Source organism: Gluconobacter cadivus, from assembly GCF_015244745.1.
GTDB classification, from domain to species: domain Bacteria; phylum Pseudomonadota; class Alphaproteobacteria; order Acetobacterales; family Acetobacteraceae; genus Gluconobacter; species Gluconobacter cadivus.
This window is the reverse complement of record NZ_JABCQI010000008.1, coordinates 105,462-123,860: the sequence shown is the minus strand read 5'-3', so window position 1 is coordinate 123,860 and position 18,399 is coordinate 105,462. Positions and strand designations below refer to the sequence as shown.

Below are 18,399 nucleotides of genomic sequence, written 5' to 3'. Positions count from 1 at the left end.
TGCCGCTGCTCCGAGATCCGGTTCGCTTCTTCGACGTATCGCCAGAGATCTGACCCAGTCAGCCCTTCAGTTTCCGACCTATTCCAGCCCGCGAAGAACTGGCTCAGATCTCCCGGTAGGCTGTCCCAATTGGCGGGCCAGGTATAAAAAAACCCGTCACGTAATCTGCTGCCTCCGCAAACTTACTGATCGGCAGCCGCAGCAACGCAGCGCGGTGCCATTCGCTGATTTCTTCGACCAGGGCCATTTCAGCCCGGAGCGCAGCCTCAATGGTGCCGGCACCTTCCCCAGATTTGAAGCGCCGGCGTTCAGCAACAGAAGGCTCACGCAGCCTCATTTCGCTAAATTCTTTGCCGCCGCCTGGAATAGATTCCCTAAAGATCAGGACCTTTTCAGGACGGAGATCGAGGCCATCCTGCAGATCGGGATCATGTATTTCCCGACGTGCGCCACGCTCAAACGCGGTCACGTATTCAACAGCACGATCCAGCGCCCGCGACGGCAGCTTCTGGATAACCATCTGCGGCACTCCAGCCGCTTTGGCGACAAGGGCAATCTGACTGTCATAAATGGACTGGAGCGACGGACGTTTGCCAATCACCTGGGCAGCACCAAGGACGTCATACAATGAAGGCTCGCAGAGATTGAGCCGATCATACTCCTTCCCCTGATGCAAAATCGAAGCATCGAGTATGACGACGCCGTTGTCTTCTTCGTGGCCCCCGATATCCTCTAAGCCGCCAAGAGAGCAGATCTCAAGCAGCTCAGCATCAGACGCTTCATGCTTCATGACGACACCACATCCACGGTCACACTATCACTTTCGACGTGCAGCTCGAACGTGCCTTCCTGAGTGTTGATGTTGATATTTTCGGTCTGCCAGCCGTTATCGACAGTCACGACCTTGCCGTTTGCCTGCTCGATAATCACGGTCAGTCCGCTTGCCCCCTGAAAATCCAGCGGGTTCGTGTCGCGACGGTCACGCAGGGTCATCTGAGCGAAACCCTGCGTCGGCATCTGCGAGAAACCCTCGACAGCGGACTGCCCCTTGAGGGTTTCGTTCTGCATCCCTGCCGCCTGATACTGACACTCACCGACGACGTTATAGACAACGCCGTTGATGGTTGCGGTCGCGGTACCCGCAAGGGGGCCACGATATACGGATCCCGACATGGGCCCTCCTTAGGATTTTACGAACTGGACGCTGCCGGCGATGATCCGGAGCTGATTGGCAAAGTCGTACGGCATCAGCAACTTGACGACGCCGTTGCCCGCATTCTCCGCAACGATGTTGGCGGCGAACGTGTCGGCATTCTGAACCCAGAGCTGAGTCGTCTGCCAGCGATATCGCGAGGCACAGGCCTTACCGATCAGCTTGGCCGTGGTTGCCTTGGCCCCGGCCGCGATCTTTGTCCCATCAGCGACAAGGATGCACCCGCCATACTGGCTACCGAGAAAAATCCGCATGTCCTGCATGCAGATCTCTGCCGTCAGCATGGTCTCGATATCGAGGTAGCTGTTGTCAGGCAGGCCTGCTGCGTTCGTCTGGTAGGTTGTAACCAGTCGCTCGATATTAACCGTGCCGCTGTCATCGACCGTGAAGGTCGAGAGGCCATCATACAGGAGGCTATTGCGCTGCTCTGTCGAGTAGCGACCAGCATCGGTCGGCGGCATGACAGTCAGGGACAGTGCCGTGATCGGTAGAGCAGGATTGTTCCGCATGCTCATAGCGGTTCGTGCCGCCACCTGAGCCGCCCAGGAAAGAGGATCAGACGGGCTGTCCCCGATCGGCATGACCGTCGCGTGCTGATCGTTCTGTGTCAGCCCGAAAGCTGTCGCTTGGCCATATGTTCCGCGATATGCCGTGATGACATGCCCGTAGAGCTGAAGCATCGGCGACCACCGGCCTGCGGTATCATTCAGCCAGGTCTTGAGCGCCGTCAGAGAACCGCTGTCCGTATAGGGATGGATGATAAGGTCATAGACGCGCTCACCCTGTGTCGCGAGGGCCGTCGGTAACGCCGTCGGATTTGTCGCGCCTCCGGACATCTGGCCCAGAGCAACAGCCAGACCGGACGGAACCGACTGGCCACCAGCCGTTCCGAGCACAGCAACGCCCAGAAGAATATCGTTGCCGGACATCCCCTTGTTGATCGCGGTCAGCGTAACCGTCCCCGTTGACGATGTCACAGATACCGGCAGGCCCAAGACGGCCGCCGCAGCGGTAGCGACATCAGAAGCAACCGTCGCGGCAGTATCGCCCGCATTGACCGCGACACTGATCAGCTGATCGCCGACGTATAGCGGAAGCGTTCCCGCTTCTGTCGCGGTCCCGGAAATCGTGAATGTGCCGCTCGCAGCAGTAGCTGATGAATCGTCAGCCAGCGGAAGAACCCAGATCTCACCTTGCGTGTCGATAGCCCGGTAGGCCTTGACCAGACGCGCGCACTGAGAAGCCGCACCATATTTGCTGACCGCGTCGGAATATCCACCCGAGAGCGTGGCAACGCCAGCAACAGCGCTACCTGCGGCCATCTGACCGATAATCAGCACCCGCCGCGTGGCGGCTGCAGTGTTCGCCTTGGAGTTGTCCAAGGCGAAATAAAGACCCGGAACCCGGTTTGTGTCCGAGTAATTCGGTACCGTGATGGATCCGCTCATGCCGCGGGTTCCTTTTCGGGCTCAGAGGTTTCAGGAGACGCAGCCACTTCCGGCGCGGCTGGGGAGGCCTGCTCTTTAACCTCTTCGATATCGCCGTGCTTCAGGGCGAGAAGCCAGAAAGAGGTTTCGGGCACGCTTTCACCGGCTGACTTGAGCAGCCGCATGGATCCGGGCCAGCGCACCGCTCGCCCGTCAGCTGGTTTTACAATCATGGATTTCCCTATTCGGACGGGAACTCAACCGTCATACCCGCGAATACGGGCTGGTCTGCCGTCCTGAGAGTTGCATCAATTTCGGTGAGCGGTACGCCGTCAGGCGGGTAGGTCTCGATATACTGGAAGCCAAGGATCATCTTGAACTCGCCGATGTGCGCGCTTCCCTCGCTGGTGACTTCCGTCGCGGTGGAAAATTCGGAAACCTGACAGATTGCGGCCTGCAGGGTCACATCCCGCATCAGAGCGAGTTCGATTTCTTCGGCGAACCTGTCGAGTAAAGCTTCAACTTTCGAAGGCGTCCCCGCTGAAACGTATCCCCTGATTCCCATCGTGGACGTGCGTTCGAACTGGACTTGGGCTGGACCCGGGCTTTCCCCGCGATCCTCATAGATCTGCAGGTATAATGCAGGGAGGTTTCGCTCCCCGATTGGCAAAGATCGGCCTACGAAGACATTCTCGCCAGCCATTGTGTCGGCACACTTGAGCGCCGCGACTGCGAGGTCACGGATAATCACCCGGTAGAGCATCGTTTTCTCCGGTCGCATCATTCAGAATGAGTAGAGCTCCGCCCCGCCCGTCAGGCTGCACCTCATGAATGCGATACATTTTGCCGCGCATCTCGATCAGGTCCCCCTGATCAGGCTCAACTGCCAGCGCGCTCAACTGAACCCCGAGAACCGGACGGGAGGTCGTGACGTGAACACCGCCCATCCCATCATCCCCACCAAGCGGATCCAGAGGATAATAAGCGTCATCGTATACGCCCGTAATCGCTACCCAGTCGCCCAAGCGCCCGGACTGCCACCTTGCAGGCTCCGCGAAGGTCTCCATACAGGGCCCAAGCGCCAGCTTGTCGAAATCAATCATTGATGGCCCTGCTTTCGAGATGAATTAGGCCGCGACAGGCGGCTTTGGTGGGGGAGGATCAATAGGAGGCGGCATGGCCTTACCCCCCGAAACAGGATCGCCCAGATCCTTGCCGCCCTCGTTTTCCTCATCCTGATCATCAGGATCGAGATCAGGGCCTGTCATGTCTTCTTCCGTCGTCGGCATGCGTGCCGGAAAACAGTGCCCACAAGCCACCATCTGTCGTGCTTCCTTCGCGGCAAGCACGACAATGTCCCCCTCCTCGAGGAGCTCACCGTCGTGCCTGAAACGGCGTCCAGGCGCGACCTCAACTGCGAGTTTACGATCTTTCCGGGTCATGATCAGGCCGCCGAGCTGGTGACAGTGGCCGCCAGACAGGCATTAACCCGGCTGGGAATGACGAGCGGCGCCGACTGCATCATCAGGAAGCGCTGAGCCGGGTCTTCCTGCATCCAGGACTTCGGCGCATAGGCCGTAGCCACATAACCTAGAGCAGGATCCTTGATGGCGCCATAAGCACGACTGCCATTCAGCTGGTCAGAAACAGCCAGAACAGTCCCATCCGGGATCATCGGCAGTTCCTTGTTGTCGTCGTCGACGTACCAGTCGTTATACAACCAGACGCGATAGGTACCCCAGTATCCCATCAGAACTGCACCGGGAGCAGCCACGGGGCCCTGCATGAGACGGGTGTCGTCGTTGGCCCGTACCGCAGAGTTCAGGATGGCGTTCTTGACCTCATCATCCTTGATGAGGGCGTTATAAGGCGAATTGGTGAAGATCAGGTCGGTGATCTGGGCTCCACTGGCCTTCAGCATCTGAACCGACCACTCCCGGACGCTGTTCGTCGGGTTGGCTACGGTGCCCGCGGCGTCCCACAGGCTTGTCCCGGTTTCGACGATCGTCAGGCTCGGGTCGCGCTGGAAATCAATGGTCGAGGTCGGGAAACCATCTCCCGAGACCGTCAGCTTGCCCGTAACGAGCGCCTGGGCAGCCATCCATTCCTGACGACGCTTGAGCATGTCGACCTGGTCAGCCAGTTCGAAGACCAGGTTGGCCTCCATACGCTCGCCAGCCGTGAGTGGAGCGCCGCCGTTGATCAACTCACCGCCCGCGATGCGCTCGCCAAGCATACGGCGGACGGGTCGCATCAGATCCGGAGCGCGCTTGTCCTTAATGTAGGGCGGCTCGAAGACGTTCGTCTGGATACGACGTGCTTCGACAAGCCTGCCTTCAACGAGCGGACTGACGAACGGCGACATCCGGCGCTTGCCGACGTCGACATCGATCGAGACGTACTGCGTGTCGCTTTCCACGATGTTCGGAAAGAAGCCGTCCAGCAGGAAGGTCTGAGCCACCTTGAGGTTGGCGACGACCTGAATGAGGACGTTTGTGTCAAAGATGGAGATCGTTGGATTCACAACGCTATTCCTCAGGTCGGGTCAGCCGCGCTTACGGCAGACTTCAGGTAGATGTTATTCGGGCGGAAGGCGGATTTCAGGGTTGCAGCTGTCCAACCCGCGCCCATGGTGACGGCGTTTTCATTGAACTCGCCTGTCAGATAAACACCTGCTCCGACAACGTCTCCGCTGGTCGTGTCATAGGTGTCGGCCAGGATCGCTACCGGCGTCTGACTGCCATCGGTGGCTGCTGATGCAGACGGAATATACTTGCCGGAGGCCGTCACGAGCCCAAGGGCTGTTCCTCGCGTCACAATGCCATTTGCGCCCGCAAGTGTGACGTTGTCGGTGACCCGAGGGTAGACGCCGGCGATCAGCTGATCGGGCTGATACGTGGCATCGAACATGGCTGGCGTCTGGGGATAGATGCCGTTTACGGAGTTGGTATCACTCATGATGCTTACTTCCTGAAGGCGCGAGCGCGCTCAACCATGCGGGCCGCGACGGATCTCGGTGATGACGGATCAGGGCTCCCCTGCCGCTCTTCCTGCGCAGGGACCGGGGGGCGGCGGGAGCGAGACATGCGCTGATCAAGGGCGCTGATTGCGGAAGGCTGGTTCTCTTCCTCAAATTCAGCCTCGGCCGGAGACGCCTTTGCCGGCACACGGCCGCCAGACGCCATCGATCCATTCAGAATGCTGATGGCCTTGCTGCGCGGCAGGTTCGTCGTGAAGGCCAGCTGCGCCGCGAGCGCGGGGTTCGCGGCAGCACCGGGCGCGGAGAAGATTGCCGCCCCACGGCCACGCTCACGGGCGCGGGCTGAGGCTTTATCTCCGTCGTCCTCATCCTCTTCGTCGGAAGCGTCATCGCCCTCTTCTTCAGCGACTTCATCGTCCTGTCCGTCCGAATCCTCGTCGCCGTCATCATCGGCGCGACCCGCTTTCTTGGCCTTTTTGGCTTTCTTGGACTTGTCAGCGCGACGCGCCTTACGGTTCTTAGGCTTGTCGTCTTCACCCTCGTCCTCACCGCCCTCGCTCTCAGCCGAGTTGGCGTTATGATCGTCGGTGTTGTTCTCATCGTCTTCCGAGGCCCGAACAGGCACGCGAAAAAGGTGAGCAAACCGGGAAGGCTTGGCCATAGACTGTCTCCCAGACATGAAAAAGGCCCCAGAGGGGCCGGATTTTGAAGTTCAGAGCTTGAGAAAGGCGGCTATGGCCTCTTCCGGCGTGGCGATCTCGTCTGCCAGGCCGATCTCCACCCCATGCCGCCCCAGATAGGTTCCGGCCTGGGTATTTCTCACCACGTCCGCTGCTATCCCGCGATTACGTGCGACTGTCTGGACAAAGAAATCGCCCATTTCGTCGATTTCTGCCTGCGCCCGCTCACGAGCAGGATCCGTCAGTGGCGTGGTTGGATACCCATCAGTTTTGCGGGCACCGTACTGGAACGTCGTCACCTTGATACCAGCCTTGTCTAGCGCATCCGTGATGTCGACGTGCATACCCACACAACCGATCGAGCCTGTACCGCCCATCTGAGGGACCGTGATGAAATCCGCAGCCGAGGCGATCGCGTAAGCGGCCGAATAGGCTGCATCGTTCAGGATTGCCCAGATCGGCTTCTCGCCCCGCGCCTGGTAGATCATCTCGGCAGTATCAAAGCATTCGCTAACCGTACCACCAGGAGAATTCACCATCAGCGCGATACGGCTGACGGCTGCATCGTCGAGAGCCGAATTGAGGGCCTTGCGGATGTCCTGATAGTATGTGGCTCCCGACCAGCTCCACCCACGCCCCGGAAGAAGAATCCCTGAAACCGGGATCAGAGCGACACCCTGCACCACTTCATACGACTGGGAGTCAGTATCCCGCTCGCCGAAGAAGGCCTCTGCTCCTGCGCCAGCCTCGAACGAGCGCTTCAGCAAGGCCGATCGCGCGCTTGAAAGCATCAGTGGCCTGTTCAGGAAAAGAGATGAGGCCTGTGTCATTTCGCGTCCTCTTCCTTTGGTTGAGCAGCATCCTCTGCCGCAACGCCGCTCAGCGCCCATTCCGGGGGTGTGAGCCCCAGTTCTCTGAAGCGATTGACCTCGACAGCGCGCTGATCGACCTTTTCTTCCCAGTCAGCGCCGCTGTTCTCTGCGATCTCGTCTTCGAGCGTCGTGAGACCGGCATCAATGCCCATGATTGAGCCCTTCCGCTCGGCCACAGGATCAATCCAGCCACGCCCGGGGCCGAGCCAGTTGCACCGCGAAAGCGGCGTTCGCAGGCGCGGGAAATACTTGGCGAGAAACCCGCGCGGCGCGCCTGCCGGCAATGGCAGTTCGTCATAAAGAGCTACGCATTCTTCAAGCCATGCCGTCCGCATGGGAGACGCATAGCCCTGGGCGAAGTTCTTCCGTCGGCGATCCATGGTCTTCCAGGCCTCGAGCATGGCGGCTCGAGCAGACGAGTAGTTTACGTCTGACCAGTTGTTACTGACCTGCATGGATGACACTCCAGCGCCGGAGGCAACATTTCTAAGAACGGCGCTCTCGAAGGCTGCGAAGTTGGAATTCGGACGCGCCGCATCAACGGTGTTGATCTTCTCGCCCGGGGCCAGCATCGGCATGCGAACCCCACCCAGCATGACCCGGTTTTCTTCATGGAAGGCCGTCCGGACGTCTTGATAGGCCATGACGCCGTCGCCTCCACCTGCTCCTAGGGCGTCCGCCACCATCTCCTGATCGTAAGGGGATTCGACGTACGCCCCGAAAATGGAATTGACGATCGCGGCGTCTAGTTCAGTCCCATCATACTTGATGAGCATCTTCAGCCGCTGAACGACTGGCGCGAGAATTCCCGCTCCGCCGCGATGCTGACCCGCACGCTCAGTCTGGAAATGATGCACCATATTCGCACGGCCCCATTCGGTCTCGCGCTCGATATAGTCCCATTCCTGCGTCTCAGCTGCCGAGAACCAGTCTCCCTGATGCGCCCGACGGATATGGTAGCCGAGAGGCGCCCCCCATTCATCGATCTGAACACCACCGCGGCAGTATTTCAGATCCCAGTTGTTCTGAGGGACAGACAGCCGATCCGGATCGATCAGGTTGAAACAGGTCGCATATTCGGCCCGCCCTTCCCCGATCCGCTCTGGAAGCCAGCAGACCTGAGCAAGGCTGTCACCATCCACCAGGTCGTGCCGCAGACCTGTCCAGCACATTTGCGTAAAACTAAGCCTGCGCCCGACATCACAATACCGGTTTTCGTCTTCTGCAAACCCCCGCCAGTGGCTGTCGACCGCCCTACCCCATTCATCTGCCCATACTGCATCGAACGACAGACCGGTCTTTACGCGCAATGCTCGATAGTCGGGCTTGCTGATCGCGCGAAAGGAACCGCCGATCGCGTTGTCCAGGACACGGGTGATTGTGCCCGAGGCCCAGCCATCGTTTCGAACCAGGTCCCTGATGCGGGAGACGATCCGGTCACGATAGACATTCAGCTCAACGTCCGGCGACCACAGCAGCGGATTCCAGGCCTCCATGTGAGGCCCGGTGATGTCCGCGGCATCGTACGGGGTTTGCCCCCAGCCGCCCGCCAGTCCCATCGCCCGACGACGACGTGGCAACGCAGGCGTCCGGGGCATTCCTTTTCCATCAGGCCCAAGGATGACTGCGCTGCGTTCTGTCATCGGAATACAAACCTTACTGGACGCCTGCGAGAGATCCCCAGCTGCTTCTGGAGAAGCTGGATGTACTGAAGAAGGTCCGTCTTGTTGGCTGCGGTATAGGTGACAGATCGGGATCCGTTCACCTGCGAGTATGAGACTGCAACTGGCTTTCCGCCGATCATCAGGTCATTATAGGCCTGTTGTGCTGAAGCAAGATTGGCCTGAAGCTGCGCTGTTGTGAGCCCAGACATGCTGGTTTGGGGAGGCCTGCGGACATACTGTCCGCGCCCGGTAAGGGATATCATCGCAAACCTCTTCTACGGAAAACTTTGATGATCTCTTCATTGACGATCCGGTCCTGACGGCGTGCGATTGTCTCATTGACGATCTGCTCGACAGGCAGCCGCGCTTTGTAGTGAGGCTGTGATACAAATCTGAGGATCTCTCCGACCTTCCCCGGCCCAATCAGCTTGAAAATCCCCCGAGGGCGTCGATTTCCGCGCTCATACCCCACAAAATATTCGCTGCGAGATCCACGGGCATTTTTAAGCTGTTTGGCAATCCGTCGTGCCGTCCGATCGCCCATGTTTGACGTAGGATCCTGCATGAGGCTCAAGCGGCTCAGGATCTGGATGATGATGCCGCGCTTGATGTTTCCATTTTCGTCAAGCGGACAGTCTTTCCCAGGAACGACATATTGACCGCCTGATACAGTTCGAAGCGCCTTTTCAAACCGCTTCATGTCGCGTTCGCCGCCACGGATCTGTGGTCCGAGATAGGTAATCGCAGGCGTCCCACGGCGCGCAAAATCCCGGGTCGCCACCCAGGCTTCCAGATTTTTCCCCGTCGCAGGCCTCGTAAAGAACCCGTTCAACGTGAAAGCATTAGGCCGGTCGAAGACCTCTTTCATCCGGTCAACGACCTTCAGGCGAGCTCCAGTAGCCAAGCGGTTCAGGGCAGAGGCTGCTGCCCTAGGAATTTCGTTTTCCGCCAAGGCGCTCAGATCTCGCTGGAGCGCCTTAGCATCGAGGCCGACTTTGAGATCCATCGGCATCTTGAATTTCCTATCCCGGGAGACGTTTGATCAAGCGGCGCAATCGTTCCTGTCGAGACTGGCGAGCTGTTTCTACAGGCGTCGGTGCTTCAGCCCTTTTCTCGCCATTCCAGCTACTTACGGCCCGCGTAACTTTCGACAGATTTTCCACAAGGGTTTCTGTCGATGAGACCACATTACTGTTCTCGTCCCATGGAGCTGCCCAGACGGGCGGAGAGTTCCATGGCATCCGGGCAATTCCGAACAGGAAAGCCAGAACGTTCGTCATAACCATCAGATCCAGCGCCTCATTCCGGGCCGATGGCGTGACTTTCGCCCACCGTCCGTCTGGACGCCTCTGTTCCGCCACCAACTGCTCGAAAAAGGGATGCGGTGGTTCATTCGCTAGCAATCCTGCCGGAAAATGAACGCGCCAAGCGCCGATGTCAGCGACCTGCAACTGGGTCGAGGCATCATCCTTGAAGCGGTTCGGGTTGAAGAACCCGACCGGGATCTCGCCACGAGCAGCCGCAGATCGGTCTTTTCTTTGAGTGTCCGGATAGGTGACCACCAGCGCCGGAGCGTTGATTGTGCTCGCGCCCTTGAGTGGAAGGAGGGACCAGCCGTCCCGCCCGTCAAACCGCCCCATCCGCTTTGCGCTACGCCGCCTGCGGGCCCGCCTCCATGCGCCATAGGCCTGCAGTGTCACGCCGTCCTGACCGCCGCTGTCGTATCCGACCGCGAGGATCTTCATGGCGCGACTTGAGCCATCGACAAGAGGGTATCTGGCCTCATCGAGAAAGGTCAGCAGATCATCCCAGTCCTTCTGGCTTGTCGCAGGATCTGCAGCGACCTTCTGGTAATCGATGATCCAGCTTTCGCCATCGACCCCCCAACCACGCACCATATACTCGAAGCGATTGGACTGAACGTCCACGGCGGCCGTAAGGAACCGGACACCCTCAGGGATAAAGCCGAGACGAAGCCCTGGTTCGGCCCGGTTGGCAATTGCCTGTGAGTCTAATGATCCAGCCGCCCGAGGCGGCTGGTATGGAAGGCCCCAGCGCTTGACCGTGACGGCCCGGAGGTCTTTGTCATCACCTGTTGTCTCGAAGTCACGCTGCGCTTTGACCATGTCATAGGCGAGCGATCCCATGCCGCCGATGATGAAGGGCGACATAAGGCCTGTGATCCAGAAACCGGCCGTGGTGCTCGCCACCAGTTCGCCAGACACCTCACCATCATGGCTGATGTCCTGACCTTTGCCGACCCAGACCCCGTCCCGGTTCATGGCGCGACGCCACTTGTCCTCGATCAGCGTTCCACAATGCGGGCACAGGAGCGCCGCGCTGTCGCGGATCTCATCGAGCGGCGCGTCTGCATTCCAGTGCAGTGTCATCGGCACAGATGATGTCGGGTTTGGACTGGAGAAGCCGTTGCAATGCGGGCATGGCCACCACCAGACGCGGCGATCGCTGTCCCGATAGAGCTTCATGATCCCGTTCGTCCACCTAGACGGGTCGCTGCCCAGAGCGGCGTCAGGATGACTCTCGGCAAGCACCATGCTCTCTTGCCCGAAGGTCTCACGCCTGATCGACGCCAGAGCGTAAGCATCACCGAGATTGGCCGGATAGGCGTCGATTTCGGTCATGATGATCCGCGGTGCGGACTTGTTGATCAGGTTGTTGTAGGCGGCCGCCAGAAACTCGATCCACATGGAGCGGAAGCGCTTGAACTTGAGTGAATTGTCGACCGGCCGCGTACCCAGCTTTTCCTTCATTGAAAGATGGGCATCGATCATGGGCGCGATTTCGCGCTTGACGTAACTTTCGATGACGTCGTCGGTCTGGGCATAGACCAAGAAGTCTGCAGGGTCGACGTCCACTGATTGAAGAAGCCAGTTCTGCCCAATCGTCGTCTTGCCCGACCGCGCAGGCCCGACCACGGCCGTCGTGAGGTATTGCTGCTCTGTCAGGGCTTCCATGGGCCCTACGAGGTAGGGGGCCTCATCATGGCTCCAACGACCAACGAAGCCGCCGCCCCTGTTGTCCAGAATCCGATGCTTCGCAGCATAGTCGGCAACATTGATCTCTTCGGCAGGACGGTATGATTCGATCGCTTGGGCGATGATGGAGCGTGGATCTGCGAACAGGACTTCCTCAGGTGAGATGAAGCTGTCGCTCATGTTCAGTGTCTGTATCCTGTTTGAGCATGGTCAGAACGCTGTTGACAGACTTTACCTGAACGTCCTTTAGGCGGCTCTCAGCCTGTCGCAGGACTGCGTCAGGCCAATTCTGGTCCCGGGCCAGCTGACGCAGAAACGCTCCGGTGTCCCGAGCCAGCATCGCGAAGGCCGTGGCCATCATGTCCTGCATCTGATCTGCGATGACCAGTTTGCCGCAACGCTCGGCCTCTTTCCGCTTCAGGTCGCGAAGGCGCCAGATATCAATCTGTTCTTTGGTGGAGACGAAGCTGGACCGTGCAGGCTGCTCCTCTTCCGCGAACAGATCATCGAACTGCAGCTGCAGCTCCATGAGTTTTTCGTCGCGGCCGATGGTCGCCTTTTCTTCCTCTTCCCGCCTTGCGGCGAGGAAATCGAAGACGGCGTGAGGGTTGAAGCGCCAGCTCTTGCCGTTGGTGCCCCGGTGATCAGCAGGGAAGTCTGGCCACCGATCGATCCAGTTGGTGAGGGTCGGAAGCGAGACCTTCAACCGCTTGGCCATCTGGGCCTTGTTCAGCGTGACGGTGTCATGCGCTTCCATTGCCGGTTCCTCATGAGACGACAACAACAACAACACCAACCCATTTTCAGATTTGCTCGAAAACTGCCTCTTACCGGGGTGCGAATTACCCCCGGACGGCTACCCCTTCAGGAGGGACCCACGAATTCTGTGGCTTTCAGGCCACACGACCCCGCCCCGACCTCTTGGTCGCGCATCAGAGCGACCCAACGAGAAAGGGGACGCAGCCCTCGCGAGCATACGTCCCCTCATTATGCCAATTACATATGTTCAAAATGGCGGATGTGGCGAGAGAAAAATGCGCTGCGGCTGATTTTTTTTCCTACCTCGGCACATGCCTCTGCATGCCAGTCCTTTGCGGTCTCATGGTTAATCCCCAATTTTCCGCCGATTTTCCGCCATGTCCACCGATATTGCCCCGAGATCGGATGGACGATCAGCCTCATGTTGACCACGGCCTTTTGCCCCCGGTCAGTCACCATCGGCACCCATGATAGGGCCAGATCCATGCGGCTCACTTCATCCGATGTCGGCATGGGTGGCCGGATGTCGCTCTCCATTGGCCAGTCGAGATCATCACGGTCGGCGACAATGTCAGGCCAGTAGGATCGCATTCCACCCGGCCAGCATCCGTTCGACGGCATGGCTGCCAGCGTGAAAGCCGCATCAGTCAGCCATTCTGCCACCTGTTCCGGCACATCGCGCCCGAGATCAATGCGCTTGACGCCCTTCATGCTGCTGCCTGAACAATGAAGTCAGCCAGTTCCGGACGACGCAGGCCGGTTTCACCACTCGCGATGGCGCTGGAATAGTCCTGCATGGCTTGCTCCCATGCACGCTCCGCCTTGCGCTGTTCTGCAGTTTTCGGCGCTTCAGGGATATCGCCTTGAGCAATCGCCTGTTCGACCGCCTTCGTGAAGTAGCCCAGATGCGAGACCGGAGAACCGCGTTCACGCTGCCTCTCTGCCACCGCTGCCACGACGGATGTCACCAGCAGTTCAGTCTGATCATCCGTCAGGCCTTTCGCGACAGCCGTAGCGCACCAGGTCCGCGTGATGCCCCAGTTCGGCATATCCTTCGCGTCATCGAAACCAGCCGCAGCGAACGCCTTGGGTCCAATGCGTTTGAACATCGCGTCCAGCCTAAGCTTATCTTCTGAAGAAGATTTAGAAGCTAAGCTAAGCTTATCGCGCGCACCCGTGAGGTGGGTTTTCGCTGGGTTTTCGCGTGCCACGTCTTTGCCTCCGGAAATGGGTAGAACAATGTTGCCCTGGCGCTGATCCGCCACGACGCCTGTTTTCGGTGTTTTTCGCGGTCTTCCGCCCTTTGCGCCATTCGCACGGGACGCAATCTGCCGTGCTGTCATCCCGAGGCCAGCCGGGAGGCCAATGGTCTGCGCATCGCGGTTCCAGGTTATCAGCTGGGTTTTGGCGTAGGTTTCGAGGTAGGTTTCCATCAGGTTTACGTCACAGAAAACCTTTGTCCGCGCCAACGCCGCCAGCGCGCCCGGAAACGACACGTCCAGCACGCCGTCTGCCGTGTTGAGGATCAGATATGTGACCAGACGCACCCAGGACAGCACCTGAACGGCCTCCAGAGCATTGAGCGCCAGATTTTCGACCTGCATCAGGGCTATCCGGGACAGTTGGTCGCGATGTGTTGCACTGACCTTCACGTCAGAAACTCCTGCACCCGCCAGCGTGGCGGGATTGAAAACCTAGAAAACCTAATAGGATGCGAGCCGGTATCCGGATCCGACCGGCTCAAGCACGCCACACTGGACGAGTGAGGGCAGAGCATCGCGAACCGCACCGGCATCCGCCGCCAGATAGCGGGCGATGTCGTCTGACGTGGCACCGGTGCGACCAGGCGCGCGGATGCTTGGCACGACGTCCCCGACATCCGTCAGGCCCAGCCAGATGGCGCGCGCCGCGAGCGACAGGGGCTGCCAGCGTCGATCGGACATGACGGCCCGCGCGTGCTTTCCCGGACGCTCGCGGCGCGACATCAGGCGAACTCCAGACCCGCACCCCATGCCGGGCTGCGCATGTCCTCGCCCGCATCGCGGAACCATGTCGTCTCATTGTCGAACAGCATCCGGCAGCGGCCTTCAGGTCCGTGCCGGTTCTTCACGACGAACACATCCCCTTTTCCGCGCGCGGCATCGAGGCGCTCCTGAAACTCTTGACAGCGCACATTGAAGGCGTCGTGGGTTTCCTTGTCGCGTTTGACGAGACCACCCGACGATGCCTCTTTTTGGATGTAGTAATGTTCGCGATGGATCAGGGCGATGACGTCTGCATCCTGTTCCAGTGCGCCGGTGTCTCGCAGATCGGACATGGCCGGACGCTTGTTCTCCCGCTTTTCCGATTCACGGTTCAGCTGGGCGAGGACGATGATGGGAACATCCAGCTCCTTGGCCAGGATCTTCAGCTCATTGCTGATTTCCGTCATTTCCTCATAGCGCATGCGACCACGGACGCGCGGCGAGCCGCGCATCAGCTGGACGTAATCCAGAACGATTGCGTTCAACCCACGCTTCGAGCGCTTCATACGACGCGCGCGGGAGCGGAGCTGCGCGACCGTCAGTCCACCACGGGTATCGATTTCCAGTGGCAGCTTCTGCGCTTCGTCACAGGCACCCTGAAGCGCATTCCATTGCCAGCCTTCCAGCTCTGGCTGCTGACCGGTTGCGGCTTCTTCCGGCACGTCCCAACGGCGACCCGAAAAAACAGAACGTAGGTTCAGGCTGGATTTGGCGGCGCCACCACGCGCGCCGACCTGTTCGGCCGTCATTTCACCTGACCAGAACAGGCACCGCAGACCAGCTGATGCGACGCGCAATGCGATCCCGAGGCCGATCGACGTCTTGCCCATCGCTGGACGTGCCCCGATCACATACATATTCCCGCCGACCAGACCATTGGTCAGCCGATCCAGCGACCGATATCCCCAGGACAGACCGGCCAGCGCCGAGCCGCGCTCGACCGCCTCACGGGCCGAGATCAGGGCATTGCACAGAGCCTCATGGAACGTGACGTTCGGCTGACTGTCAGACATGCCCATGGCAATGTGCAGCAGTGCTGATTCATGCCCTTCGACAATATCTTCAGCGCGCTGATCTTCCGGCCGACTGCACAGATCTGATGTCTGCTGACACAGCGTCATTAACTCACGACGCATCGCAGCGTCGCGGATCTCACGGGCATAATCCAGTGCGACCAGCGGGCTGACATAGGCATTCATCAGCTTGGCGAGATATTCCCGGGGGTTCAGTTTGCCCCAGATCAGTTCATCCGGATGCTCGAAATGCCGGATAATCGTCAGGATATCGACCTTGCGCGCCTCATTGTACATGAGGAGAGCCTTCTCATAGATCTGGGCGTTCACCGGATCCGAGAAATGTTCAGGCCGCAGGATCTCTTCCACGGCTTCCAGTGTCTTCTTTGAGTCGACCAGAACCGAACCCAGCAAACCATGCTCACACCCAAGGTTCTGCGGCACCGACCGCAAAGCGCCACCGAACAGGCCGGGATCAACGGGTTTATGAATACTCATGCCGCGACGGCCTCCCCGGCCGGTTTCGTGGGGCGACGCCGGTAGCAGGTCAGCCGCACATAGCCCATGACGCGGAGCAGATCGTCCGTCGCCTTGGCTTCATCATTGAGGAATTTGGAGACGCTCGAAGCGTTGAGGCCGTTCACCCGACAAAAGCCGCGCAACGAGCCCACAGTGCGAATGCGTGTTTCCACTTTTGTAAAAAACTGGAAGTTATTGATCAGCGAAGCATCTTTCCCGCCGCCGACCGCGCGATAGCGCGGAAAGCAATCAAAACCAGCTGCATCCAAGAAAGCAGCCGACGGGAGCCGTCTGCCGTTCAGGATCTGCGAAACCGTCGTATGCGACATGCCGATCTGCTCGGCATATCGAACCTGATTTCCAGCCGCGCTGACGTCTGTTTCCAGTTCCGCACAAAATCCAATGAAATCCAGAATGTCAGCCACGCCCTGAACCCCACTGCGCCGGCATCTTCATGCGCCCACCCTCGACGAGCGTCATGCCGGACGAGAAGCGCCGCACCTGATTGTGCAGATCGGGCCTGATGCGCGCACTCTCGCGGATCGCTTTGGCATCGAGAGGTTCGGGGAACCGAACGTAAGCTCCCTTCCCTCCGACCGGCCATTTCTCATGGCGCGAACCCTCAACAGGCGGCGCGCACTCGCCTTGGATTAAGCCTTCTGCCACAGCCTCGGTCATGCCTACGCGATCAAGCATTGACGCCTCCCAGCACGAGACCCATTCCAACAGGCATCGGCCGACGAACTGGACGCCGCCGCGCCGAGGTCGCGACGACCGGTCGCGTCAGCCCCAGACGGCCAATCAGGCCGTGAGCGCTGCCAACGGAGATCCCCGCCTGGCGCGCGATGCGCTGCACACCATGGCCGTCCGCATGAAGGCGACGCACCATAGGTTCGAGACGAGTGTAATCATGGGAGGGTCGGGCCATCATTTCCTCAGAGGGTCTGGATCCAGCCTTCGAGGAGACGCATCACTTTGCGGATGCGCCTGTCTCGACGCTGGATTGATTGGATCTCCCGTCCGATCCACCACTGCACAATGAAAATGACGACACCGCGCGCCCTGAAGCGCGCATAAATCAGCCAGTTTTCAGCAATGGGACCGAACAGAAAAACGAGAACTGTCATGCGGCGCCCCTGTCATTGAGGCTGTCCAACTGCTGCTGGAGCCGGAGCTGCCGCGCCTGAAGTGTCTGGATGCGGGCCTCGCGAACGGCTTCCCATTCGCCAGCCGTGACCGAACGGATCTCATGGTGCCAGCAGGCGCGAACGCGGCGCTCCGTCAGGCCGAACAGACGCGCAACCTCACGGAATGCGCCCTTCAGCCCGAGGCCGCGCCGATCGCGAACCTCCTCATTCACCATGTCCTGGAAGCGTTCGGTCAGTGCATCAGACATGGCGATGAACCGGGCCTTGGGTGAAATACCCGCGCGCTTGGGTGAAATACCCAACATCTTGGGCGTCCTTCCTGTCATTGTTCCGGGTGTTGAGAGCCGGAACAGTTGACAGGAAGAAGGAGACCAAATGACGAAGAGCAGCCTTTACGCGGGATATAGTGAAGCCCGGTTCAGGATTGCGAATTTTCCAGTAATGGCCGGGGATTCGACACCCCGGCCATTTCGGATCACCATGGAAGATATCAACCAAACCTATGGAGACTCTGATGTCCGACCAATATGCAGGCCTGCCCGTTATCCGCAGCGTAAAGCTACAGGAAGATGGGAGACTGAAAGTTCGACTGTACCTTCCTACGACCAAAGAAGGACGCGATGGGCACGAACTCACCTTCTTTCTACCCGTCGAGGGAAGCGGAATAGGCGAACCCACCCGTGAAAGCATTGCTGCCGAACTAAAGCGATTGGCTGGCGACGTTAACATGGCCTGTGTGCGCCTTAACAAGACTCACTAGGAGACTGGACCAAACGCGGATACCCACGCTCGATAGTCCATTCACTCGCGCGATCATCCGGGCGCCTCATCGTGACGCCGCTGAGATGCTGCATGAGGCGATTGATCTGCTCCCGAAACTCAGGAGCACTCATCGCCTCAACGGTCTCGGCATACGGCGCACAGGCATCGATCGCACGACGTGCATGGTTCAGCGCGCGAAGCAGTTCCGCCCGTTCATCAGCCGCCCCGACTACACCAAGCGCCATGAACCGCTTCATTTCCTCGCGGCGCTTAGCCATTGCTTCGAACCAGCATTCGGAGCCGCCTTCCGCCGTTTTCTTTTGCTCCGAACGTTTGCCGTTA

At 59.3% G+C, this 18,399-nt stretch carries 26 protein-coding genes; all 26 read right to left on the bottom strand.

Translation table 11 applies throughout. The features are described 5' to 3' along the window. Nucleotides 1-103: 103 nt before the first annotated feature. Entirely contained in the window at nt 104-790 is a 687-nt protein-coding gene (locus HKD28_RS12370) for a phage tail assembly protein (RefSeq protein ID WP_194268582.1), read from the bottom strand. Then, nucleotides 787-1,173, bottom strand: coding sequence for a phage tail tube protein (locus HKD28_RS12365; protein WP_194268581.1), 387 nt, complete (start codon nt 1,171-1,173; stop codon nt 787-789). Before HKD28_RS12365 ends, HKD28_RS12370 begins: the two co-directional genes overlap by 4 nt. 9 nt (nt 1,174-1,182) lie before the next feature. After that, nucleotides 1,183-2,661, bottom strand: coding sequence for a phage tail sheath subtilisin-like domain-containing protein (locus tag HKD28_RS12360; protein WP_194268580.1), 1,479 nt, complete (start codon nt 2,659-2,661; stop codon nt 1,183-1,185). After that, nucleotides 2,658-2,873 (bottom strand): DUF2635 domain-containing protein, encoded by a 216-nt coding sequence (locus HKD28_RS12355; RefSeq protein WP_194268579.1) that lies wholly within the window; start codon nt 2,871-2,873, stop codon nt 2,658-2,660. Before HKD28_RS12355 ends, HKD28_RS12360 begins: the two co-directional genes overlap by 4 nt. Nucleotides 2,874-2,881: 8 nt before the next feature. Further along, nucleotides 2,882-3,403 carry a hypothetical protein gene (locus tag HKD28_RS12350; protein WP_194268578.1) on the bottom strand — a complete coding sequence of 174 codons (522 nt, stop codon included), beginning with the start codon at nt 3,401-3,403 and terminating at the stop codon, nt 2,882-2,884. Next, nucleotides 3,378-3,743, bottom strand: coding sequence for a head-tail joining protein (locus HKD28_RS12345; RefSeq protein ID WP_194268576.1), 366 nt, complete (start codon nt 3,741-3,743; stop codon nt 3,378-3,380). Before HKD28_RS12345 ends, HKD28_RS12350 begins: the two co-directional genes overlap by 26 nt. 24 nt (nt 3,744-3,767) lie before the next feature. Further along, nucleotides 3,768-4,082: a hypothetical protein gene (locus tag HKD28_RS12340; RefSeq protein WP_194268573.1), complete on the bottom strand. Its 315-nt coding sequence runs from the start codon at nt 4,080-4,082 to the stop codon at nt 3,768-3,770. 2 nt (nt 4,083-4,084) lie between these two features. Continuing rightward, nucleotides 4,085-5,164 (bottom strand): major capsid protein, encoded by a 1,080-nt coding sequence (locus HKD28_RS12335; protein WP_062106173.1) that lies wholly within the window; start codon nt 5,162-5,164, stop codon nt 4,085-4,087. A gap of 11 nt (nt 5,165-5,175) precedes the next feature. Next, nucleotides 5,176-5,598 carry a head decoration protein gene (locus HKD28_RS12330; RefSeq protein ID WP_194268571.1) on the bottom strand — a complete coding sequence of 141 codons (423 nt, stop codon included), beginning with the start codon at nt 5,596-5,598 and terminating at the stop codon, nt 5,176-5,178. A 5-nt stretch (nt 5,599-5,603) separates the two neighbouring features. After that, nucleotides 5,604-6,281, bottom strand: a complete 678-nt coding sequence (locus tag HKD28_RS12325; RefSeq protein WP_235993458.1) for a hypothetical protein — start codon at nt 6,279-6,281, stop codon at nt 5,604-5,606. 51 nt (nt 6,282-6,332) lie between these two features. Beyond that, nucleotides 6,333-7,130: a S49 family peptidase gene (locus HKD28_RS12320; protein WP_194268565.1), complete on the bottom strand. Its 798-nt coding sequence runs from the start codon at nt 7,128-7,130 to the stop codon at nt 6,333-6,335. Further along, the gene (locus HKD28_RS12315; RefSeq protein ID WP_235993457.1) at nt 7,127-8,770 is read right to left on the bottom strand and encodes a phage portal protein; all 1,644 of its coding nucleotides are present in this window, start codon (nt 8,768-8,770) and stop codon (nt 7,127-7,129) included. The genes HKD28_RS12320 and HKD28_RS12315 overlap by 4 nt, the downstream gene beginning before the upstream one ends. 41 nt (nt 8,771-8,811) lie before the next feature. Further along, on the bottom strand, nt 8,812-9,045 hold the full coding sequence (gpW, locus tag HKD28_RS15780) for a gpW family head-tail joining protein (protein WP_268898563.1): 234 nt from the start codon (nt 9,043-9,045) through the stop codon (nt 8,812-8,814). Between the two features lie 50 nt (nt 9,046-9,095). Then, nucleotides 9,096-9,848, bottom strand: coding sequence for a hypothetical protein (locus tag HKD28_RS12305; protein WP_062106165.1), 753 nt, complete (start codon nt 9,846-9,848; stop codon nt 9,096-9,098). A gap of 10 nt (nt 9,849-9,858) precedes the next feature. Further along, the gene (locus HKD28_RS12300; RefSeq protein WP_194268561.1) at nt 9,859-12,012 is read right to left on the bottom strand and encodes a phage terminase large subunit family protein; all 2,154 of its coding nucleotides are present in this window, start codon (nt 12,010-12,012) and stop codon (nt 9,859-9,861) included. After that, on the bottom strand, nt 11,987-12,589 hold the full coding sequence (locus HKD28_RS12295; protein WP_194268560.1) for a DNA packaging protein: 603 nt from the start codon (nt 12,587-12,589) through the stop codon (nt 11,987-11,989). The genes HKD28_RS12300 and HKD28_RS12295 overlap by 26 nt, the downstream gene beginning before the upstream one ends. A gap of 239 nt (nt 12,590-12,828) precedes the next feature. Next, nucleotides 12,829-13,302 (bottom strand): DUF6362 family protein, encoded by a 474-nt coding sequence (locus HKD28_RS12290; RefSeq protein WP_194268559.1) that lies wholly within the window; start codon nt 13,300-13,302, stop codon nt 12,829-12,831. Beyond that, the gene (locus tag HKD28_RS12285) at nt 13,299-14,243 is read right to left on the bottom strand and encodes a hypothetical protein (protein WP_194268558.1); all 945 of its coding nucleotides are present in this window, start codon (nt 14,241-14,243) and stop codon (nt 13,299-13,301) included. Before HKD28_RS12285 ends, HKD28_RS12290 begins: the two co-directional genes overlap by 4 nt. 51 nt (nt 14,244-14,294) lie before the next feature. Beyond that, on the bottom strand, nt 14,295-14,576 hold the full coding sequence (locus HKD28_RS12280) for a hypothetical protein (protein WP_228125654.1): 282 nt from the start codon (nt 14,574-14,576) through the stop codon (nt 14,295-14,297). Further along, the gene (locus HKD28_RS12275) at nt 14,576-16,126 is read right to left on the bottom strand and encodes a DnaB-like helicase C-terminal domain-containing protein (protein ID WP_194268556.1); all 1,551 of its coding nucleotides are present in this window, start codon (nt 16,124-16,126) and stop codon (nt 14,576-14,578) included. Before HKD28_RS12275 ends, HKD28_RS12280 begins: the two co-directional genes overlap by 1 nt. Next, nucleotides 16,123-16,572 carry a helix-turn-helix domain-containing protein gene (locus tag HKD28_RS12270; RefSeq protein WP_194268553.1) on the bottom strand — a complete coding sequence of 150 codons (450 nt, stop codon included), beginning with the start codon at nt 16,570-16,572 and terminating at the stop codon, nt 16,123-16,125. The genes HKD28_RS12275 and HKD28_RS12270 overlap by 4 nt, the downstream gene beginning before the upstream one ends. After that, entirely contained in the window at nt 16,565-16,843 is a 279-nt protein-coding gene (locus HKD28_RS12265) for a hypothetical protein (protein WP_194268550.1), read from the bottom strand. Before HKD28_RS12265 ends, HKD28_RS12270 begins: the two co-directional genes overlap by 8 nt. Then, nucleotides 16,836-17,075, bottom strand: a complete 240-nt coding sequence (locus tag HKD28_RS12260) for a hypothetical protein (RefSeq protein WP_194268548.1) — start codon at nt 17,073-17,075, stop codon at nt 16,836-16,838. The genes HKD28_RS12265 and HKD28_RS12260 overlap by 8 nt, the downstream gene beginning before the upstream one ends. Nucleotides 17,076-17,082: 7 nt before the next feature. Next, on the bottom strand, nt 17,083-17,274 hold the full coding sequence (locus HKD28_RS12255; RefSeq protein WP_062108512.1) for a hypothetical protein: 192 nt from the start codon (nt 17,272-17,274) through the stop codon (nt 17,083-17,085). Further along, nucleotides 17,271-17,600: a hypothetical protein gene (locus tag HKD28_RS12250; protein ID WP_062108514.1), complete on the bottom strand. Its 330-nt coding sequence runs from the start codon at nt 17,598-17,600 to the stop codon at nt 17,271-17,273. Before HKD28_RS12250 ends, HKD28_RS12255 begins: the two co-directional genes overlap by 4 nt. Nucleotides 17,601-18,038: 438 nt before the next feature. Beyond that, on the bottom strand, nt 18,039-18,335 hold the full coding sequence (locus HKD28_RS12245) for a hypothetical protein (protein ID WP_194268545.1): 297 nt from the start codon (nt 18,333-18,335) through the stop codon (nt 18,039-18,041). Nucleotides 18,336-18,399 lie beyond the last annotated feature (64 nt).

What these genes read in the sequence shown, in the direction of transcription:
- HKD28_RS12265 (WP_194268550.1), bottom strand. Translation starts at nt 16,843, where the DNA reads ATGCTTGATCGCGTAGGCATGACCGAGGCTGTGGCAGAAGGCTTAATC.
- HKD28_RS12340 (WP_194268573.1), bottom strand. Translation starts at nt 4,082, where the DNA reads ATGACCCGGAAAGATCGTAAACTCGCAGTTGAGGTCGCGCCTGGACGC.
- HKD28_RS12365 (WP_194268581.1), bottom strand. Translation starts at nt 1,173, where the DNA reads ATGTCGGGATCCGTATATCGTGGCCCCCTTGCGGGTACCGCGACCGCA.
- HKD28_RS12250 (WP_062108514.1), bottom strand. Translation starts at nt 17,600, where the DNA reads ATGTTGGGTATTTCACCCAAGCGCGCGGGTATTTCACCCAAGGCCCGG.
- HKD28_RS12245 (WP_194268545.1), bottom strand. Translation starts at nt 18,335, where the DNA reads ATGGCTAAGCGCCGCGAGGAAATGAAGCGGTTCATGGCGCTTGGTGTA.
- HKD28_RS12370 (WP_194268582.1), bottom strand. Translation starts at nt 790, where the DNA reads ATGAAGCATGAAGCGTCTGATGCTGAGCTGCTTGAGATCTGCTCTCTT.
- HKD28_RS12260 (WP_194268548.1), bottom strand. Translation starts at nt 17,075, where the DNA reads ATGGCCCGACCCTCCCATGATTACACTCGTCTCGAACCTATGGTGCGT.
- HKD28_RS12295 (WP_194268560.1), bottom strand. Translation starts at nt 12,589, where the DNA reads ATGGAAGCGCATGACACCGTCACGCTGAACAAGGCCCAGATGGCCAAG.
- HKD28_RS12305 (WP_062106165.1), bottom strand. Translation starts at nt 9,848, where the DNA reads ATGCCGATGGATCTCAAAGTCGGCCTCGATGCTAAGGCGCTCCAGCGA.
- HKD28_RS12345 (WP_194268576.1), bottom strand. Translation starts at nt 3,743, where the DNA reads ATGATTGATTTCGACAAGCTGGCGCTTGGGCCCTGTATGGAGACCTTC.
- gpW (WP_268898563.1), bottom strand. Translation starts at nt 9,045, where the DNA reads ATGTCTGGGCTCACAACAGCGCAGCTTCAGGCCAATCTTGCTTCAGCA.
- HKD28_RS12280 (WP_228125654.1), bottom strand. Translation starts at nt 14,576, where the DNA reads ATGTCGCGCCGCGAGCGTCCGGGAAAGCACGCGCGGGCCGTCATGTCC.
- HKD28_RS12275 (WP_194268556.1), bottom strand. Translation starts at nt 16,126, where the DNA reads ATGAGTATTCATAAACCCGTTGATCCCGGCCTGTTCGGTGGCGCTTTG.
- HKD28_RS12320 (WP_194268565.1), bottom strand. Translation starts at nt 7,130, where the DNA reads ATGACACAGGCCTCATCTCTTTTCCTGAACAGGCCACTGATGCTTTCA.
- HKD28_RS12315 (WP_235993457.1), bottom strand. Translation starts at nt 8,770, where the DNA reads ATGCCCCGGACGCCTGCGTTGCCACGTCGTCGTCGGGCGATGGGACTG.
- HKD28_RS12325 (WP_235993458.1), bottom strand. Translation starts at nt 6,281, where the DNA reads ATGGCCAAGCCTTCCCGGTTTGCTCACCTTTTTCGCGTGCCTGTTCGG.
- HKD28_RS12290 (WP_194268559.1), bottom strand. Translation starts at nt 13,302, where the DNA reads ATGAAGGGCGTCAAGCGCATTGATCTCGGGCGCGATGTGCCGGAACAG.
- HKD28_RS12255 (WP_062108512.1), bottom strand. Translation starts at nt 17,274, where the DNA reads ATGACAGTTCTCGTTTTTCTGTTCGGTCCCATTGCTGAAAACTGGCTG.
- HKD28_RS12360 (WP_194268580.1), bottom strand. Translation starts at nt 2,661, where the DNA reads ATGAGCGGATCCATCACGGTACCGAATTACTCGGACACAAACCGGGTT.
- HKD28_RS12350 (WP_194268578.1), bottom strand. Translation starts at nt 3,403, where the DNA reads ATGCTCTACCGGGTGATTATCCGTGACCTCGCAGTCGCGGCGCTCAAG.
- HKD28_RS12300 (WP_194268561.1), bottom strand. Translation starts at nt 12,012, where the DNA reads ATGAGCGACAGCTTCATCTCACCTGAGGAAGTCCTGTTCGCAGATCCA.
- HKD28_RS12355 (WP_194268579.1), bottom strand. Translation starts at nt 2,873, where the DNA reads ATGATTGTAAAACCAGCTGACGGGCGAGCGGTGCGCTGGCCCGGATCC.
- HKD28_RS12330 (WP_194268571.1), bottom strand. Translation starts at nt 5,598, where the DNA reads ATGAGTGATACCAACTCCGTAAACGGCATCTATCCCCAGACGCCAGCC.